Source organism: Maribacter sp. X9 (assembly GCF_048537565.1).
GTDB lineage: Bacteria > Bacteroidota > Bacteroidia > Flavobacteriales > Flavobacteriaceae > Maribacter.
In genome coordinates this window covers 2,073,466-2,091,189 of sequence record NZ_CP183215.1, presented here as the reverse complement: position 1 = coordinate 2,091,189, position 17,724 = coordinate 2,073,466, and the positions used below count along the sequence as shown (strand labels likewise).

The 17,724-nt window shown below is 37.0% G+C and carries 15 protein-coding genes; 3 read left to right on the top strand and 12 right to left on the bottom strand.

Annotated elements, in window-relative coordinates:
* Window positions 1–152: 152 nt before the first annotated feature.
* The 3 genes from ACNR9Q_RS08920 to ACNR9Q_RS08910 all read left to right on the top strand — a co-directional run bounded on the left by ACNR9Q_RS08920 (window position 153) and on the right by ACNR9Q_RS08910 (window position 4,586).
* Window positions 153–1,550: a Gfo/Idh/MocA family oxidoreductase gene (locus tag ACNR9Q_RS08920; protein WP_419210872.1), complete on the top strand. Its 1,398-nt coding sequence runs from the start codon at window positions 153–155 to the stop codon at window positions 1,548–1,550.
* 113 nt (window positions 1,551–1,663) lie between these two features.
* Entirely contained in the window at window positions 1,664–2,884 is a 1,221-nt protein-coding gene (locus ACNR9Q_RS08915) for a sensor histidine kinase (protein ID WP_419210871.1), read from the top strand.
* Window positions 2,885–2,996: 112 nt separating this feature from the next.
* Window positions 2,997–4,586: an amidohydrolase family protein gene (locus ACNR9Q_RS08910; protein WP_419210870.1), complete on the top strand. Its 1,590-nt coding sequence runs from the start codon at window positions 2,997–2,999 to the stop codon at window positions 4,584–4,586.
* A gap of 168 nt (window positions 4,587–4,754) precedes the next feature.
* Here the strand turns inward: ACNR9Q_RS08910 and ACNR9Q_RS08905 are convergent, their stop codons facing one another.
* The 12 genes from ACNR9Q_RS08905 to ACNR9Q_RS08850 form a co-directional block, all read right to left on the bottom strand.
* Entirely contained in the window at window positions 4,755–5,009 is a 255-nt protein-coding gene (locus tag ACNR9Q_RS08905; RefSeq protein WP_419210869.1) for a hypothetical protein, read from the bottom strand.
* 276 nt (window positions 5,010–5,285) lie between these two features.
* Window positions 5,286–6,635 (bottom strand): DEAD/DEAH box helicase, encoded by a 1,350-nt coding sequence (locus tag ACNR9Q_RS08900; protein WP_419210868.1) that lies wholly within the window; start codon window positions 6,633–6,635, stop codon window positions 5,286–5,288.
* A gap of 105 nt (window positions 6,636–6,740) precedes the next feature.
* Window positions 6,741–8,510 carry a serine hydrolase gene (locus ACNR9Q_RS08895; protein WP_419210867.1) on the bottom strand — a complete coding sequence of 590 codons (1,770 nt, stop codon included), beginning with the start codon at window positions 8,508–8,510 and terminating at the stop codon, window positions 6,741–6,743.
* A 110-nt stretch (window positions 8,511–8,620) separates the two neighbouring features.
* Window positions 8,621–9,088: an OsmC family protein gene (locus ACNR9Q_RS08890; RefSeq protein ID WP_419210866.1), complete on the bottom strand. Its 468-nt coding sequence runs from the start codon at window positions 9,086–9,088 to the stop codon at window positions 8,621–8,623.
* A 148-nt stretch (window positions 9,089–9,236) separates the two neighbouring features.
* Window positions 9,237–9,935 (bottom strand): ZIP family metal transporter, encoded by a 699-nt coding sequence (locus ACNR9Q_RS08885; protein WP_419210865.1) that lies wholly within the window; start codon window positions 9,933–9,935, stop codon window positions 9,237–9,239.
* 836 nt (window positions 9,936–10,771) lie between these two features.
* Window positions 10,772–10,927, bottom strand: a complete 156-nt coding sequence (locus ACNR9Q_RS08880) for a hypothetical protein (protein ID WP_419210864.1) — start codon at window positions 10,925–10,927, stop codon at window positions 10,772–10,774.
* Window positions 10,928–11,309: 382 nt separating this feature from the next.
* The gene (locus tag ACNR9Q_RS08875) at window positions 11,310–12,437 is read right to left on the bottom strand and encodes a GAF domain-containing protein (protein WP_419210863.1); all 1,128 of its coding nucleotides are present in this window, start codon (window positions 12,435–12,437) and stop codon (window positions 11,310–11,312) included.
* A gap of 393 nt (window positions 12,438–12,830) precedes the next feature.
* Window positions 12,831–14,549, bottom strand: a complete 1,719-nt coding sequence (locus tag ACNR9Q_RS08870) for a serine hydrolase domain-containing protein (protein WP_419210862.1) — start codon at window positions 14,547–14,549, stop codon at window positions 12,831–12,833.
* 63 nt (window positions 14,550–14,612) lie between these two features.
* Window positions 14,613–15,425: a helix-turn-helix domain-containing protein gene (locus ACNR9Q_RS08865; RefSeq protein WP_419210861.1), complete on the bottom strand. Its 813-nt coding sequence runs from the start codon at window positions 15,423–15,425 to the stop codon at window positions 14,613–14,615.
* Window positions 15,426–15,552: 127 nt separating this feature from the next.
* A complete protein-coding gene (locus ACNR9Q_RS08860) occupies window positions 15,553–16,239 on the bottom strand; it encodes a VOC family protein (RefSeq protein ID WP_419210860.1) in 687 nt (228 codons plus the stop codon).
* A gap of 157 nt (window positions 16,240–16,396) precedes the next feature.
* A complete protein-coding gene (locus ACNR9Q_RS08855) occupies window positions 16,397–16,609 on the bottom strand; it encodes a hypothetical protein (RefSeq protein WP_419210859.1) in 213 nt (70 codons plus the stop codon).
* Window positions 16,599–17,438 (bottom strand): class I SAM-dependent methyltransferase, encoded by an 840-nt coding sequence (locus ACNR9Q_RS08850; protein ID WP_419210858.1) that lies wholly within the window; start codon window positions 17,436–17,438, stop codon window positions 16,599–16,601. The genes ACNR9Q_RS08855 and ACNR9Q_RS08850 overlap by 11 nt, the downstream gene beginning before the upstream one ends.
* Window positions 17,439–17,724: the final 286 nt, after the last annotated feature.

The following is a 17,724-nucleotide window of genomic DNA, read 5'->3' as shown; positions in this document are numbered from 1 at the left end:
GACTACTTTATAAAAAAAGGCATCCTAAAAAGGGATGCCTTTTTTGTTCCGCTCATTTCATTTTTTAAACGACACTTGTTGAATGAGTAATATTTAAAATAGGAGTATTAAAAATTAACTATATTTAATACAATTCTTAAATAACTACGATAATGACCAATTCCAGACGAAAATTCATCACTTCTATCGGTATGCTGGCAGCAAGTTCTGCCTTTCCTATTTCCTCATTTGCCTTTAACAAATCCTCAAAATTAAAAATTGCATTAGTAGGTACTGGTATACGAGGCACCACATTCTGGGGTAAAAGGTTACTGGATGAATACTCTGACATACTTGAATTTGTAGGTCTATCGGACATTAACCCGAGTCGCTTAGCATATGCCAAAGGTTTTATAGGGGCTGAGTGCCCAATTTTTACCGATTTCGAAGAGATGGTCAACAAAACAAAACCAGACTTGGTCATTGTAACTACTAAGGATGCTACCCATCACCAGTTCATCATCAAAGGATTGGAAATGGGCTGCGATGTACTTACAGAGAAGCCTTTAACAACGGATGAAACAAAATGTCAGGCTATTTTAAATGCAGAAAAAAAATCGGATAAAAAACTTATTGTAGGTTTCAATTACAGATGGAGCCCCTATGCCACTAAGATTAAGGAGTTATTGTCAAATAACACCATTGGTGATTTAGTATCCGTTGATTTTCATTGGTACTTGAACACCTATCATGGTGCTTCTTACTTTAGAAGATGGCATGGCGAAATGGAAAACAGTGGATCGCTATGGGTGCACAAAGCCACCCACCATTTTGATTTATTGAACTGGTGGATTAATTCTGAGCCCAACGAAGTTTTTGCTTATGGAGATTTGGAATTCTATGGAAAAAATGGACCTCAACAAGGGCCCAATTGCCGTAGTTGTGATTATAAAAATACCTGTGACTTTTATTGGGATATTAACAAGGATCAAACGGCGAAAAAATTATACGTAGACCATGAACATGAAGATGGTTATATACGTGATAATTGTTTGTTCAGGGATGAAATCAATATTTATGATAAAATGTCGGCCCAAGTAAAATATGCAGACAATACCGTTTTAAATTATAGCTTGACTACCTATTCCCCTTTTGAAGGATGGCGAGTTGCGTTCAATGGTACCAAAGGAAGGATTGAGGCTTCCCAAGACATTCCCTATAACTCCATTAATACGGTTGACGAAGCTGAAAAACATGCTACCGAAATGGCCCAAACCAATAAAGAAGAATCAAGTTATGAACCAATTATTGTACACAACCTTTGGAAAGAATATGAAGTCGTAAAGGTTCCCATGGAAAAAAGCGGCCACGGTGGAGGTGATAAACGCCTACATGACAAACTATTCGTAAATCCTGAAATACCAGATCCCTATGGTAGAACTGCCGGAGCAAGAGATGGTGCCATGTCCATATTAATCGGCATTGGAGCCAGAAGAAGTATAGAGGAGGGAAAAGCCATTAAAATTGCTGATTTAACAAATCTTGAACCTCATGCACAGCGGGGTTCTTGAACAATTACTGCTGGTTACCTTTAGTAATGTAAAAAATGCTAGTATTATGTTAAAAACATAATTAGATTTACATTTGTAAGAATAGTATGATTATGTGTATCTAAACGACACCTATGCCCGGATTTACTATCGATCAAGAGCGTCTTCAGGATAAAACCAGACTTTTTTTAAAGGTAAACTACACCAGTAGCATTGTATCCATTCTATTTGGTGCACTTTGCTATTTTATCCTGAATATTGATCAGATTATTCCCTACGCCCTTATTGGGTTTGGAATTTTAAATTTTATCAACCTTCTATTTTTCAAAGCCCATAAAACTATTTCGCCCACCTTTAATTTTTCGGCTATCATAGCTCTTAGCTGCGCTTTTATCGTCACCCTATACAGTGGTGGAATTCATAGTTCTTTTATTTTTATGATGTCTCTAGTTGCATTTGCAGGTTATATTAACAGTAGTCGATATGGCCAACTGTATTTCTATACCATTTTTATATTGGTCATTTTAATTTTCACGCAGACCATTCCAGAACTTAAAATAACTCAAAACGTAGTACCGCCAGCTTCAGACCCATTATTTAGCCTTGTTTCTATTCTATTCGCCTTATTCATATTGGGCAATACATTTGGTAAAAGTCTCCTAAAAACATATCACGCGCTCTATAGTTCCAAAAAAAAACTGGCTTTGCAAGTAGCGGAAAAAGAAAATTTATTGAAAGAAGTCCATCACAGGGTAAAAAATAATTTACAGACAGTATCCAGTTTATTGAGCTTACAATCCCGTAATACGGTGAATGGCTCAATGAAAAATTTATTAAAAGGAACCCAGAACAGGGTGATTGCCATGGCCATGGTACATGAAATGCTCTATATGCGTAATGACATTAGCCATATAGAATACAAATCTTACGTTCAAGAACTGAGCGAATATCTTATCCGCTCCATAAAAGGAATCGACAATAAAGTCGATTTGAAAATTGATATTCCTGAAATTAAATTGGGCATTGACACGGCCATACCCTTAGGTCTCCTCATCAACGAGACGTTGACCAACGCACTAAAATACGGTATTGCCGGCGATGAGGAAGGTGAAGTACATATTGCACTAAAAAAAGATGATAAAAAAAATGATGAATATATACTGGAAATTGGTGATAACGGTGTTGGATTTCCAGATTCTATCAACTACAAGAATACAAAATCTCTGGGACTGAAGTTAATTCATAATCTCACTCGGCAATTAAGAGGTACGATAACAAAAGACACTACCCGAAAAGGAACCAATTACATTATTAAATTCCACGAAATCAAGCAACAATTATTACCAATTGCTTAATAAATAAGCATTAAAATTACCTCCTTCGTTGTACCACTAACAAATTCGTATTCCCTTAATTGCCTTTCCACTACTTTGTCTATATTTAGACAACCAACTAAAAACCAGTTTCATGTTCAAAACAAGATTCCTCGCTTTTGCTATTATAATTGCCGGATTTTCAATAAGCCAAGCACAATCCCTAGAAGGTGACGGTCCACATTCGCAATTGATCATAAGGGGCGTTATGCTCATCAACGGAAACGGAGCGCCCCCACAGGGACCCATGGATATCGTAGTAGAAAACAATATTATTAAAAGTGTTCAAGTCGTAGGATACCCAGGTGTAGCCATCGATGCTGCAAAGCGGCCACAATTAAAGTCTGGTGGAAAAGAATTGGATTGTACGGGTATGTACCTATTGCCTGGTTTTATCGACATGCACACCCATATTGGCGGCGATGCTCAGGGTGCCGATCCTGACTATGTATTTAAACTTTGGATGGCACATGGCGTAACCACAGTGCGGGAAGTTGCAGGAAGGGGTATCGATTTCACCATGGAACTTAAACAAAAGAGTGAGAAAAATGAAATTATCGCTCCTCGTATTATGACCTATACTGCCTTTGGGCAAAGGAGTCGCAAATTCAATGGTTTGAACGACAATCCTATAACCACCCCTGAACAGGCCCGTGAATGGGTACGTTATAATGCCGATAAAGGTGCAGATGGTATCAAATTCTTTGGAGCCGAACCTGCGATAATGGAAGCCGCTTTGGACGAAAATAAAAAATTGGGATTAGGCTCTGCCTGTCACCATGCACAAATGAGCGTTGCTCGTTGGAATGTATTACATTCCGCACGTGCGGGATTGACATCGATGGAGCATTGGTACGGGCTCCCAGAGGCGCTGTTCAATGACCGAACCGTTCAAGATTTTCCGTTAGACTATAATTATCAAAACGAGCAAGATCGCTTTGAAAATGCTGGAAAATTATGGGCCCAAGCGGCGGAACCCTATTCCGAACATTGGAACAAAGTGATGAACGAATTGTTGGAACTAGATTTCACCATTGACCCTACGTTTAATATATACGAGGCCAGTAGAGATTTACAACGGGCAAGACGCGCCGAATGGCACGAAGATTACACCCTTCCTTCCCTCTGGGAATTTTACCAACCCAGCAAAGTATCCCATGGATCCTATTGGCACGATTGGGGTACGGAGCAAGAAGTGGAATGGAAAAAGAACTATAAATTATGGATGACCTTTATCAACGAATATAAAAATAGAGGAGGACGGGTAACTACTGGTTCAGATTCTGGCTTTATATTCCAACTCTACGGTTTTGCTTATATACGCGAACTGGAATTATTGAGGGAAGCAGGATTTCATCCGTTAGAAATTATTCAATCTGCAACTTTGAACGGTGCCGAGGCTTTAGGTATGGCAGACAAATTAGGTTCTGTGACAGTAGGCAAATTGGCAGACTTTGTCGTTGTAGAAGAAAATCCGCTACAAAATTTCAAGATCTTATATGGCACCGGAGCTATTAAACTTACCGATGAAAACGAGGTGGTTCGTGTTGGTGGAGTAAAATATACCATTAAGGATGGTATCATTTATGACTCAAAAGCCCTTTTGGCAGACGTTAAACGGCAGGTAGACGAAGCAAAAGCTAAAACTAACTATACCCTAAAACAACCGGGAATAAAGAACTAAAACTTCCTTTTGTCTACGGGTACTTTAATGGTACGTAGTTTAGTTTTGTTCTTTGTTGTGAATGAAGTAATCGTAAAAATTATAAGAGCAGGAATTAAAAGTGTCAGTAACATCATAACTTAATTAATTAAAAGGTGCTTCATTGCACCTTTTATGTTTGGGCAAAGATTATGCCAACTTACCGTAATTAATTCTAGTAACAAAGGTTAACTCTCGAGTCACTCTAGAATTCTTGTATCTGTACAAACGTGCTACTGACGTTTCAGGATTGATTGTAACCGTTTTTGCCCCATTAATATCTGTATTGCCATCAACCAAAGTAACACCTATTTCAATAGTGTCCACTTTATCATTTTGTTTGGAATTTTGTGCCATCGCAACTGTGGCGATAAGAATAAATAGTAAGGTAAATAGTGCTTTCATAATGTCTAGTTGAACACTATAAAGGTACCTTGAGGGTGTGGGCAATGTAGTTTACGGTCGCTGAAACGCACCGATTTTCGGCTAGCGTAAAATTTGTTGATGAAGTGTAAAAAAGGGTCGATAACCGGTTTTCAAGCCAGAAACCACACACCGAAAGGGTGTGCAGTTCATCGATATTCTAAATTGTCATTTTAGTGAAGTAGTACTAAAAAAGCCAAAACCTTTCTTTACAAAAGAAACGAGATAATTGAAATAACCTATTGGAAAAATACCTGGTTATTTATTTTTCCGTTTCCCGAAGTTTTTATCGCCACGGGTCTTCGGTTTGGAGTATTTCTTTTGAATGATACGCTTATATGAACCGCCTTGGTTTTGTTTTTTGTTCTTATCAGCCTTTTCATGAAAACTGGCCCCTCGTTCTTCTTCGTTAATATTCAAAGGGTTTTCACGCTCTTTATGCTTCGGCTGTTCATCAAAAGTAAGTTTGGTAGCTACTTCGACTTCTGTAGGTAATTGCAACTCTTTAATTTTTTGGGACATTAAGGTTTCAATCGATTTCTTGTATTCTTCCTCGTTTGGCGTATATATTAAAATCGAGGTTCCCTCCTTCTCTGCTCTTCCTGTCCTTCCGATGCGGTGCATATAATTTTCAGGATAAGCAGGCGTATCAAAATTGATGACGTGCGATATTTCCTGAAGATCTAAGCCACGGGCCATGACATCTGTAGTTACCAATATTCTATTTTTACCTTCATCGAATTGTTTGATGGAACGTAATCGATAATTTTGAGTTTTATTCGAATGAATGATACAGATTTCTTCACTGAAAAATTCCGCTAGTTCCTTGAACAATAAATCTGCACTACGTTTGCTCGATACAAACACCAGTACCTTATGATAGGTTTCTTCATCTTGTAATACATTGACCAATAGATTTACCTTGGTATAAAAATTAGGAGCAGCATAGGCATATTGAGTTATGTTCTCTAATGGAGTTCCGCTTACGGCAATAGATATTTTTTGTACCCCCACAAAGAAATCGGTAATAAAGGCTTCAATATCATCGGTCATTGTGGCAGAGAACATAATATTCTGCCGTTTTTGTGGCAAAAGTTCAAAAATGTTGACCAATTGAAATCGAAAACCAAGGTCTAACATCACATCGACCTCATCAATGACCAGTTTTTTAACCGACTTTAATTGAACGGCCTTAGTTAAAATCAAATCATATAATCGAGCCGGGGTGGCCACCAAAACATCTGTTCCTTGCGCCAAAGCCTCTTTTTGACGGAGCATACTGGTGCCGCCATATACTCCTAAAACACGTATAGCCGCATACTTCGCCAATTTCTCAGTCTCTTCTACAACCTGAACTACTAATTCACGGGTAGGTACTAAAATCACTACCCTAGGATGTATCTCTTTGGCGAACGGTAACGAATTTAAAATGGGCAGCAAATAGGCAAATGTTTTTCCAGTGCCCGTCTGGGCAATTCCGACCACATCACTGCCACTCATGACCATTGGAAAAGCTTGCTCCTGGATCGGGGTTGTATTTTCAAAACCAAGATCGGCCAAGGCTTTCTCTAAATTCCTAGAAATCTTTAAATCTGTAAACAAGGCCATAGCAATCGCTTTTGTATTTTCAGTTGCAAAGCTATGTGGATTAGTTGACAATTCACGATTACTGAGAGAATTATCAGTTTAAAACGGCATTTATAATCTACTTGCTTATTGATTGTAGGGAATATAATCTTCCCAATACCATGGTGTATAATAATCTCCAATACCTATTTCCAAAACTTCTTTAAATATACTTTCTGCATTATCGCTGTTTGACATGATCAGTATTCCGATCTGCTTTTCTGGAAATAGGATGGAATAATGTTGAAAACCTTCTCCATGCCCTTCTTTAAAATAACCATGGCCATACGGTAAGGTCAAAATACCCCAACCAAGCCCATAACTCAATGCAATAGCATCATTTTCAACCGTTTGTTTAAGTGCCTCGAGGCCGAATTGTTTCTTTGAATGAATTTGAATATTAGGTTTAAACATCAATCGCGTTACTTCAGAGTTATTGGTGCTTAATTCCATAATTTTTGTTAGGAATTTCGCATAATCAACGGAGGTTGTCTCCATAGAACCTGCTGCCCCGGCCTGATCTTCGGTATCCTTCGCAAGTACTTGTTGATCTTTGGTATGTCCAAAACAATAGTTATTTTCAAAACGTTCTTGCCACACATAACTGGTCATGTCCATTCCTAAAGGATCAAAGACGCGCTCCCTTGCCCATTCTTCCAATCCCGAGCCTAAAATTCGCTCCATTACTTTCTGAAGTAAACGTATACCTTCCCCAGAATAACTATAGGTCGAACCTGGATCCGTATATATTTGAATTTTCCCATCAGGTTGAAATTCCCCCATTCTATTGATCCACCTCCAATTGGGCAATCCAGTCGTATGGGATAGGCACATTCTAGCCGTAATATTGTTGTAACGTTCATCGTTGGCTAGATCTTTAAAATCTCTCCACTCCATCCTAAAAGGAATTTCCGGTAAGGGTACATCCAAGTAATCTTGTAAAGGTGTATCCAAATCTAACAAACCTTCATTTACCATAGCTGACACTATATATGCAAATACCGCTTTACTCAAAGAGGCACCATACATCACATCTTGTATTTTAAGACTATCTTTTTTAGCGCTGTTCGCATAGCCAAAGGCTTTTTGATAGGCCACAGTGTCCTTGTTAAAAATAGTGACCGTAAATCCGGTTACGTTTGCCGTATCTACCAAATGAGCAATACGGGCATCCAACTCAGTTCTTGATATCGATGAACCATCTATGCGCTCGATATTTTGATCAACTTGTGACGTACAATTACAAAACGTTAAAAGCGCTGCAAGAAATAAAACACATTTTAGTCCTTTCGAGAATTTCGTTCTTAAAAAGGGTATGGCTAACGGATAATAACATTTATCCTTTTGAAGTACATAGATAATATTGAACAGCATGATTCCAATACATATTGGAACGGTAGACATAAAAATAAAAAAGCCCCATTTTTCAATAGTCAGTAAACTTATAAAGGATAGAACGGCCAAAATGCAGACCGTAATCTGAAAGTTGATGACCTTTCTTCCATGAACATCGTAAATTGGATTATCCTCCCGTTTATGAATCCAAAGAAATAAAGGAATCAACACATTGAACAAGGGTAAAAAAATACCTAGTAACGGCGTTGCATGTATTAAAAGCAACCATTTCTTCTTTAAGGTTTCCTCCTTCGGATTTTGTAAGGGCATTAATTCATTTACCTCAACATCTAAAGCAGCGGCCAGTAATTTAATGGTATTCAAGTGAGGGTTTACATCTGCTTTTTCAATACGTTGAATGGTACGCACCGTGACATTGGTTCTCATCGATAATTCCTCTTGAGAATACCCTTTACTTTGTCTATGATATTTTAGCCTTTCGGCGAGCGATCGATTTTCCATTTTTTTCGTATTAATTGATGAAGCAAATGTATTTCATATGGCTCGCCATATTCACGACATTTAGGTGTCATGTTCCTGTCATTCCCCTAAAATAGGGGTTTTGATAAAAACTATACGGTACACTTGGGCTTATGGTTTACAACAAAGTTGACCGAATTGGCGATAAAACAAAATTCATGCGCTTTTTCATGAAGTTCTAAAGCGCTTTCTACCATATGTTCTTCGGTGACGGTGACTAAAGGATATAAAGTGATTTCGGTAAAATGACCCCTGCCATCAGATTCCGTTTCCATGACCCCTGTTGCATTATCCGTATAGGAGACCACCACGATACCCGCCGTTGCGCAAAAGTGTAAATACCAAAGCATATGACATGATGCTATCGTGCTTACGAATAATTCTTCCGGATTATATTTTGAGGAATCCCCTAAAAATGACGGGTCCGATGAACAATGTATTTCCTGCTTGCCATAAATCGAAATCGTATGACTGCGATCATAGTCCTTATAACCCGATGTTCCGGTTCCTGTATTTCCTGTCCATTGTACTTGGGTTTGATATTGATGTTCTTTCTTCATTTATTTATTTTTATATGCGGTATAATCTGTAGTTACTTCAATTAAAATATTACTGAGTTCATTAAGAAATAAAACTACGTCAATAGATCAGCAAGGCCAACACCCTACTAAACCGTGTAGAAAACTTTTTAAAGTCGGGAGGTAAAATCTATTCTCCCAAACTATTAAGATAGAGTGCCAAAATGAGCCCTATGGTTACCGCAACACCCGTCCAATACTTATCCTTTTTAAACGACTTTGGAAATACCTCCAACGCCAGAGAAGCTACCACTGCCCCACCGGCAAAACATTTGATGTAATTCAGGTATTCTTTTTTAACATCGGCCAAAAAATAATTTCCGATTACCGCTGCTGCGGACAATAGAAGGGCCGTACCGATCCAAAGTAGCAAGATTTTTTTCTTTGAGCGATTATCTTTTGCCATCTCTTTAGAACCCCCGGCAGCTTCTGGAAGATTTGACAATAATATGGAACCGGACAATGCAGCGACCGATAGAGGTCCCGCCCCGATCAGAGCTACTCCTAAAGCGAGGTTTTCAGGAATACCGTCCAAAGTAATGGCCGCCAATAAACCCACGCCGCTTTGAGAACCCCATTTCTCTTTTACCAAGTAGTCTAAAAGTGTAAACGTAATGGCTCCCGCGGTAATAGAAATCAAGGTTAAGGAAATGGAATTATTTTTTAATGCCGGATAAATCAATTCCAGCAACGCTGAAACCAATAGGGCACCCCCGGATAATGCCACTAAAAAACCTTCGGTACGTGTTGAAAGTTTCCCGTAAATACCCCAAAGCGCACCAATAATAAGTGCGCCAGAAACTATAATTATTACGATAACCGTCATCATTTCTTATGAATGTAAGATTGACTTTATAAAATGAAACTCCATTGAAAATTGGATATAAACTATACAGGGGAATATTAGTAAAAGTTTAATCCAATGACGTGCTGAAAGAAAAAATTAAATATCCTTTTCCAAAAAGTGCCTTAGACACTAGGTTTTAAAACTTAAACTGCCTTTATCCTCTTACTTCTTCCTAAAACAAAATAGAAAAATGTCCCAAAGGAGAAATCAGCTTTAAAATATTCCATTGAATCTCAGTTAAGCAATCAATCGATTAAGCAACTCATATTTTTAATTTCGAGCCACCTAGAACTCGCTTCCATCATACCATTTTGGAAAATAATCTTCATTGGCTCATTTGAATCCTTCGTAAGCACATTGGCATATCTTGCCGGAATACCGATTTTTGCGAAATTGAAATCATAAGAGCTAAAGTAATGTCCTTCTTGTTTACCTTTTATAAAGCTGAACCAACAAGATGTTAATTTAACATACGGATTTAGGAAAAATTAGAGGGTCGACTTAGTTTCCGTTTCTTGTCTAATTTGCACTTCCAGTCCGCTGCTTTTTAATTTTAATGACGCTTTGCTAGACTAGAGTTTTCAATTTCCTGACCGAGCCGGATGAGTTCTAAATATATAAGCGAAAAGCATAGTGAAAATAACGTATACTCCTGTGAGCGGAATAATAATTTCTAAATGTATTCGAGTATTAGAAACAAATTTTATCAATGCAATTACCCCAACTCCAAAATGCATAAGATTTCCAAGGGCAATGGGTCTATTATAGATTCCTCCGATTAGCGTTCCTTTGGCCATCCAATTTAAAATACCAAAACCTCAAAATAGGGCACTCATTATTTGCAAAAAAAGTACCGTAATACCATTATCGTCTATAGTTAGATAGGTGGCTATTTCATTGGGTAAAAAAGAAAGTAGGCTTCCTATTATAAAATAGAACAAGGCACTTGCGCTCATTACTATCTTGGTATTCATTTTTTCTGATTTAATGGTTTTGATGCTTCGTAATTCAAAAATAAAAAATGTTGTCCTTTACTCCCAACGACTACTATTATGAAAAATAGAATCTATTAGCACTTAAAGTTGAACGTTAATGCTTTCCCAAGCATTCGAATGTTTTTTTAAGTAAAAGTTTCACCACACATCAATTTATTCGTCCGAGACAGAAACAAATCTATAAACTACTTCCAGTTTCTCAAATGGGTATAGGCCCTACGACAATCTCGTACGATAATATCATTTTTAACCTTAATGGAGAATACCAGATATTTAAAAGAAAAGGCAAAAGCCCAGAATTTGGCGAGATTTGAACTCCGCTTAAAGCATTGCCCTATTAAAACAGAGGGTAAATAAAACTCTATTCGACTTTAGTTTTATACCTGTTATAGTGGCCGGTTATCTCGTTCTTTTTTCTATGGTATATATCATTGAGATTACGGGTAAACTGCTCGAGCTCATTGACAATGATTTTCATATAATTGGAATACTCTTTCAACTTCATTGTAGACAAATACTCCTCAGATTCAAGTAAGCTGGTGATCCCTAGCATAGAGGCCACAGGTCTACGTAGCACATGAGAAATGTCGAACGATATTTGCTCCAAAGCGGCTTCATACTTATAATGATGTGTTACATCGGTAAAAGACCCATATAGTATACTCCCTCCTTTTTCGGTACGTTCCGGTTTTCCGACCATCGCATGCCAATGATATTCTTGCTCAAACTTAATTCGATATTCATGATAAAGATCTGTGTTGTTCTTAATTGAATTTGCCAAACTTTTTTTTAAATCATCAACATCATCGGGATGTATTAACCCATAAACCATATCAGGATTTTCGATTAAATTGTCAAGGTCAACATCTGGGCATATTTTTTCCATTCCTTTACTTAAAAAATGAAATTTCATTTTACCCTCATTATCAATTTTAAGTTCGTATAATCCTATGGGTATGTTTTCTGTAATTTTAATCAGTCTTTTGGCATTCAATTCAATTGAGGTCGCTTGCTTTTGAATTGTTTTTCTCAACTCAATGCTGGTCATAGCCCTTCTTGCAAGAATTTGAAGGGCATTCTTTTGTTCCCTGGATATTTCTCGAGGCTTTCGATCTATAATACATAAAGTTCCTAAAACATTATTTTGCTCTGTCACAAGTGGTGCCCCTGCGTAAAAACGAATATTTGGATTATCCAATACTAGAGGGTTATCAATGAAACGAGAGTCCTTTAAGGCATCTTTTACAACCAATACCTCGTTAGGCCTGTGCAAAGCATGCTGACAAAAAGAATCTTTTATATCGGTTTCGCTCTGCTCTAGTCCTTTGTTCGATTTAAACCATTGGCGTTTATCATCTAAAATAGTTATCAACGATATCGGTGTTCCACAAATGAGTGAAGCAAGTTCTGTAATTTCGTCTAAATCCTTTTCAGGAAGCGTGTCCAAAAGTTCATAGGACAATACGTCTTCTAATCGCTTATCTTCCATAGTTATCTTTTAGATAGCCATACGCTCTCCTCATGGATGGTTAAAAATGGCATAGTATGGTTCATAAATATAATAGTTTTCCTATAATGAGCGGTAAAAAGAGAAGAGTCAAATGTTAAGAACAAAAAAATCAAAACATTATTGTATGATAGAATTTTAGTGTCCGTATTGTTTTAAAATATAACCTGCGATGCAGCCAATCTATTTTACATACCTTTGGAATACGGAAAAGATGTTATGAATTGCTGACGCTTACTGACGACCTAAAGATTAGTTGCTTATTAAGTCGCACATTTTGGTATATACAAACTGAACCTTGAAGGAACTTGCGAGATTTTATGCGTAGGAAAAGCTCAGGCGGTTTACCCAGGCATGAAAGTTATTTACTTTATTTCAATGTACTATCGCTGGAAGTACAAAGTCTTTTAAAATTGCCCTTGGTTGATTGCCTTTACCGTTCCTGAAATTTCCTGAGGTGATGACCACTACAGCTTCTAAAGCCGGAAGAATAAAAATAAACTGTCCCCCTGCACCTCTTGCCTCAATGGACGCAATCATCTTACCTTTGAATTCATAGGTATCGTGCCACCAAAGGTATCCATATTCATTTTTATCCTTGGTATCTTGTAATTGCACATGCTTCTTAAAGGATAGATCTACCCAGTTTTCGGAGATAATTTGTTTTCCCTTCCACTTACCTTTATCGAGATATAACTGCCCGAATTTAAGCAGGTCTCGAGATGTTAAAAGCATACCGCCACCAAAATACGGTGTGATTTCAGAATCATCGGTCTGATTGATATAATTGGTTATTCCTAAAGGGGCAAATAGCTTTTCGTCCATGTAAGTTTCGAGTGGCATATCTAATCGCTCATTTAAGGATATACCCAATAAAAACGGATTGGCCGATCCGTAATCGGCATACGTGCCTGGCTCATTGACCACGGGAGCCTCTAGAACTGTTTCAAGCCATGGGTTGGTATTCGTCGGGTTTTGGTAATAATCTTCTGCGGCTAGATTGTTCACATCGAATCCAGAGCTCATGGTCAATAAATCTTCGATGCTTATCTTAGATTTTAAGGAGTCCTGCGTGTACTGATAGTATTCTGGAACAAAATTGTACAATCGCTCATCTACACTATTGATAATTTTATCATCGATTGCTATACCAATGATGGCAGACGAGATGCTTTTGGAGGCCGAACGTAAATCATGCGGAATATTCACATTATATCCATCATAATAGGTCTCAAATACCAATTTCCCGGCTTTCGCAATAAGAACACTATGTGTATTCTCTAATTTGTGTCCTTCAATACTATCTACTAGCCTTTCCAATTCTTTTCCATCGATACCAAAGTCATTGATATTCGCCGTTTTCCAACCATCATTCAGTGTAGCTGGAGTATTTGTGGTATGTGATTGTTCAATTGGATCTGAATTATATTCCCAGCCATCTTCTGTATGCTTTAAACTTGTTTTGGTCAGTAATGTATCGAGTAAAAAAACTTCGAGTTCAATCGTATTGTCTAAAAATTCAGCTTTAAAATTAAGCCCTGTATTACTATCCCTAAAGCACAAGTTTTCGCCTTCTTTTTTAAAGCCCTTTGTCCATGCACCTCTGAATCGTTGGTCCCCAAAAAAAGGATATGCGGCCATACCGCCCTCATCTGTGTTCTCCACATACAGCATAATATCATCGGATTGCAACCCATTATCAAACATCAACGGATTCCAAGAACCCTTAAATTGATGTTTACCAAAACTTGGTAAACTCACATGGTAAAAAAATCTTCCGGTTTTAATGAATCCGATAAGTTCTTCGTTCTTTTGATCATATGCCAAATTGAAAAACAGTTGTTGATTTACATTGAATACTACAGCATCTTTACTTGAAGACTTCACATCTTCATCAATGATAATTTTGTCATTGGCGATAGTGAGTTGATAGGTATCATTGGTCAGTTTCTCTAGGGTTACTTTAAAATTGAAACAACTTTTGTTCGGTAGGAACCCGATCCATTCACCTTGGTAATCTTTCTTTTCTTTTTGAGCAAAGGCCACTAATGAAAATACTAGGAGTACTACTACAATTGATCGATGTTTATGCATGTTCTTTGATTTGATGCACAAAAGTAACACCTCACTAGTACTAGAAATTGTATGAGATTAACATCAGGCCTTTTTCTTCATCATTTTTCGAAAATAACTAGGGTTCATCCCAAAATGGGATTTAAAGACACGGTTAAAATGACTTTGATCCGAAAACCCCGCTTGGTAAGAAATCTCGGTTAGCGAGATTGAAGGGTCTAGCAACAGCGGAAGCACTTTTTTAAGTTTCAGTTTTCTTAGGTATTCACCAAGGCTCATGGAAAGGTATTTGGGCACTGCTCTTGAAAGATGTACCGGATGTACCTCTAACTCTTTGGATAAATAATCAAGGCTTAAAGTAGCCGTATCATAATGTAACAATTCTTTTAAACCAGCTACCCAGTTTGGGGTCTCCTGCGAATTAAGTTGTTTTATATTACTTAACGTTTCACAGATTTGAAGTAACAAAAGCTCGACCGATATTTGACTATAGTCATCGGAAAGAACAAAGTCTTGATATAACTGCGCGAAAAGAATATGTAATTGGGGATTTTCAATACGCTGGCTCCCTTCAAGTAATTTTAAATCTACTCCATTCTTTTCGAACCACGTTTTTTCGAATTCCAAATGAAATCCGCCAGCAACATCAGAGTGTTTAGAGCCATAATGAGGTTCTTGCCAATTATTGAACATTAAGCTTCCCGAAGGGCATAAGGTTTTGAGCTTTGTATTACAATCCATCATATTGCCTTGTAACACGTACATGAAATAGGGGTTCTCGTGGTAATGCCAATCGGTTTTACCACCTGTATAGGTATATTGTGATAAGAGAACTCCATTAAAGGATACCTCTGAATTTTGACTTCCGTAATACTGTCCTTTTGTGAGTATCTTCATTTTCCTATATGCTCAAACAACAATTAACAATATACTCTTGATTTCATACTTTATTGCCCAAATTAAAGAATACGAACTGAATAGAAATCTATATAGCACTATATTCAGAATAAAACCGGTAATTAATTCAAAAGGGGTTGGTCTTTGGTATTATTTTTTCATTGCTATATGCCATCGAATAGCTCGTGCCATTGTTTTCAAGTAGAATTTCAAAAGGTTCGGGATTAATTTTTACCGAAGAAGTTGGAAACCAAATTTTCTTTAAAGTGTAGTTTGGCAATAAAAATAGACCTTCTTGTGAACCATTCGTACCAAATTGTTTGAAATCACCTTTCCAAAATTCGGTACCGAAATGTTGAAGTAGTTCTTTGTTCGCCTTTTCAATGGTAGTGGTCGGCATACCTATTTCATTTACGCACAATACCTCAGAAATATTAAAGTCAGTACTAATTCCATTATCTAAATCGTGTCTCACAATAAATTCGGCAATATTTCCGCTTGCATCATAAAAGTAAAATGAATCCGCATTCCAGCTTTCAAAGCTCTGTACTTTCTTTCCGTTGGCTATATCAATGACCTGTACACGTTTTTCCATCCAATTCAAAGCTTTCTCTAACCTATTCGACGGAATTAAAAAACAGTAGTGATAGGTATGCTTTTTATTAGCTTTTTGAAAAGTAAGCTCACTCCAACCGATTTTGGCTGTAAAGGAAACTGCAGTATTCTCTATAATTTGAAAACCTAAGGTTTGAGCATAGAATCTTCGTTCTAACTCAAGTTCATTTGTAAATAATTTTAGTTTTAGAATTTTCATTATGTAAATTACTTGTTGAATATTAGTTGTTTTTCTTATAAAAAGATAGTCCAAAAGCAATGAACCAATGCCAAAAGCTATTTTTAAAGGTTTTAGCAAAGAACGGATATTTCAAAAACTTAGCGTTGAACAGTACCGGTTTTAAGCGTAGTTCTTGTTATGTGTTTTTAGTTTTCCTTTTCATTGTTTTGCTAAGACTATAACTGCAAGCCCTATTTTGGGTATATACTATTTTATGTTCCCCCAGAAGTCTTGTGATTATTTCACGTGTCTCGTCTTCCTCAATTCCAATTCTCTCCCCAAGGTCAATCTCATTGAGTTGACCTTTATTTGCGATTAAAGCTTTATAATAGTTCTCTTTATTTTTCATAAGTTGATTTTTTGCGGACGGCTATCATCATGTGTGGACTAAAAGGTAAAAGATAACTGTCATTTTCTGTGACGTTGATAAGTTCTACTAGCGTTTTTTTCTTTTCGTTATTCAGCATACTTGCAAAGTAATCTTTGTCTAACCAAGCCATACCCTCAACAGCATAGGTATTAAGGTAGAATAATCCTTGATTTATAAACTCCGCTTTTAATTCTTCAGGTTTATGATAATATGCTTCAGCTAACAGCCAAGGAAAATCATCTGGCGGATTGTGTTTTCCCGTTGTCAATTCTTCTTTGCACATTTCAAAAAACGATTTTTTATGAATTAAACCATTTAAAAGACCTACCAACGTTGATGCGGCGTAATTAATGGCAAATCCTAAAATAATTCCATCATTTTTTAGAACTCTTTTAGCCTCCCGAATGGTTAAATCTCGATCCTCCTTTTTTTGAAGATGATAAAGTGGTCCGTGGAGTAGTATTAGGTCTGCGAAATTAGCTGGAAACTCCAATTTTCGAGATTCGCCCAATTGAATTGAAAATTTGTTCTTTAATTTATTGGCTCTGTTTTGGGCTAATTTGATATGTTTAGTAACGGGTTCTACTAAATGAACCTGATGTCCTTTTTTCGCAAGCCATTCTGAATATTTCCCCGTTCCACCACCTACATCGATTATTGTTAATGATGGAGCTGAAATATGTTTTTCAATGAGTGATTTGATCCGTTCAAACTCAAATATGCCCATTCCTTTGTCGAGTCTGGTTTCTTCGGATGCTTTGTTGTAAAACACTTCTATGTTTCTACTTATTAACTGTTTACTGTTCATTTCTAATCATTGTATTATCATCACCTATTGAAATGTCGAACACATTGCAAGTGATAAAGCAATCGATTTAAAATCAATTGTATTTGTTTAAAATTTGATGAAATAACTGGATGTGATTATCTGAGCATAAAAAAATCGAAAGATTTCTATGCTTTAATTACTCTTTTTGTCGAGCTTTTGTCTTTTTAGAAAGACCCAGATAATATGTTGAATTAGTATAACAGACTTCGAAGATAGAAATTCTTAGTTAATTCGTTTTGAGTTATTGGTTTTTATTAGAGGTAAC

Excerpts from the sequence above, each read along its gene's own strand:
- ACNR9Q_RS08915 (WP_419210871.1), top strand. The coding sequence starts at position 1,664 with ATGCCCGGATTTACTATCGATCAAGAGCGTCTTCAGGATAAAACCAGA.
- ACNR9Q_RS08855 (WP_419210859.1), bottom strand. The coding sequence starts at position 16,609 with ATGAAAAATAAAGAGAACTATTATAAAGCTTTAATCGCAAATAAAGGT.
- ACNR9Q_RS08870 (WP_419210862.1), bottom strand. The coding sequence starts at position 14,549 with ATGCATAAACATCGATCAATTGTAGTAGTACTCCTAGTATTTTCATTA.
- ACNR9Q_RS08885 (WP_419210865.1), bottom strand. The coding sequence starts at position 9,935 with ATGATGACGGTTATCGTAATAATTATAGTTTCTGGCGCACTTATTATT.
- ACNR9Q_RS08865 (WP_419210861.1), bottom strand. The coding sequence starts at position 15,425 with ATGAAGATACTCACAAAAGGACAGTATTACGGAAGTCAAAATTCAGAG.
- ACNR9Q_RS08895 (WP_419210867.1), bottom strand. The coding sequence starts at position 8,510 with ATGGAAAATCGATCGCTCGCCGAAAGGCTAAAATATCATAGACAAAGT.
- ACNR9Q_RS08905 (WP_419210869.1), bottom strand. The coding sequence starts at position 5,009 with ATGAAAGCACTATTTACCTTACTATTTATTCTTATCGCCACAGTTGCG.
- ACNR9Q_RS08860 (WP_419210860.1), bottom strand. The coding sequence starts at position 16,239 with ATGAAAATTCTAAAACTAAAATTATTTACAAATGAACTTGAGTTAGAA.
- ACNR9Q_RS08910 (WP_419210870.1), top strand. The coding sequence starts at position 2,997 with ATGTTCAAAACAAGATTCCTCGCTTTTGCTATTATAATTGCCGGATTT.
- ACNR9Q_RS08875 (WP_419210863.1), bottom strand. The coding sequence starts at position 12,437 with ATGGAAGATAAGCGATTAGAAGACGTATTGTCCTATGAACTTTTGGAC.
- ACNR9Q_RS08890 (WP_419210866.1), bottom strand. The coding sequence starts at position 9,088 with ATGAAGAAAGAACATCAATATCAAACCCAAGTACAATGGACAGGAAAT.
- ACNR9Q_RS08900 (WP_419210868.1), bottom strand. The coding sequence starts at position 6,635 with ATGGCCTTGTTTACAGATTTAAAGATTTCTAGGAATTTAGAGAAAGCC.
- ACNR9Q_RS08880 (WP_419210864.1), bottom strand. The coding sequence starts at position 10,927 with ATGAATACCAAGATAGTAATGAGCGCAAGTGCCTTGTTCTATTTTATA.
- ACNR9Q_RS08920 (WP_419210872.1), top strand. The coding sequence starts at position 153 with ATGACCAATTCCAGACGAAAATTCATCACTTCTATCGGTATGCTGGCA.
- ACNR9Q_RS08850 (WP_419210858.1), bottom strand. The coding sequence starts at position 17,438 with ATGAACAGTAAACAGTTAATAAGTAGAAACATAGAAGTGTTTTACAAC.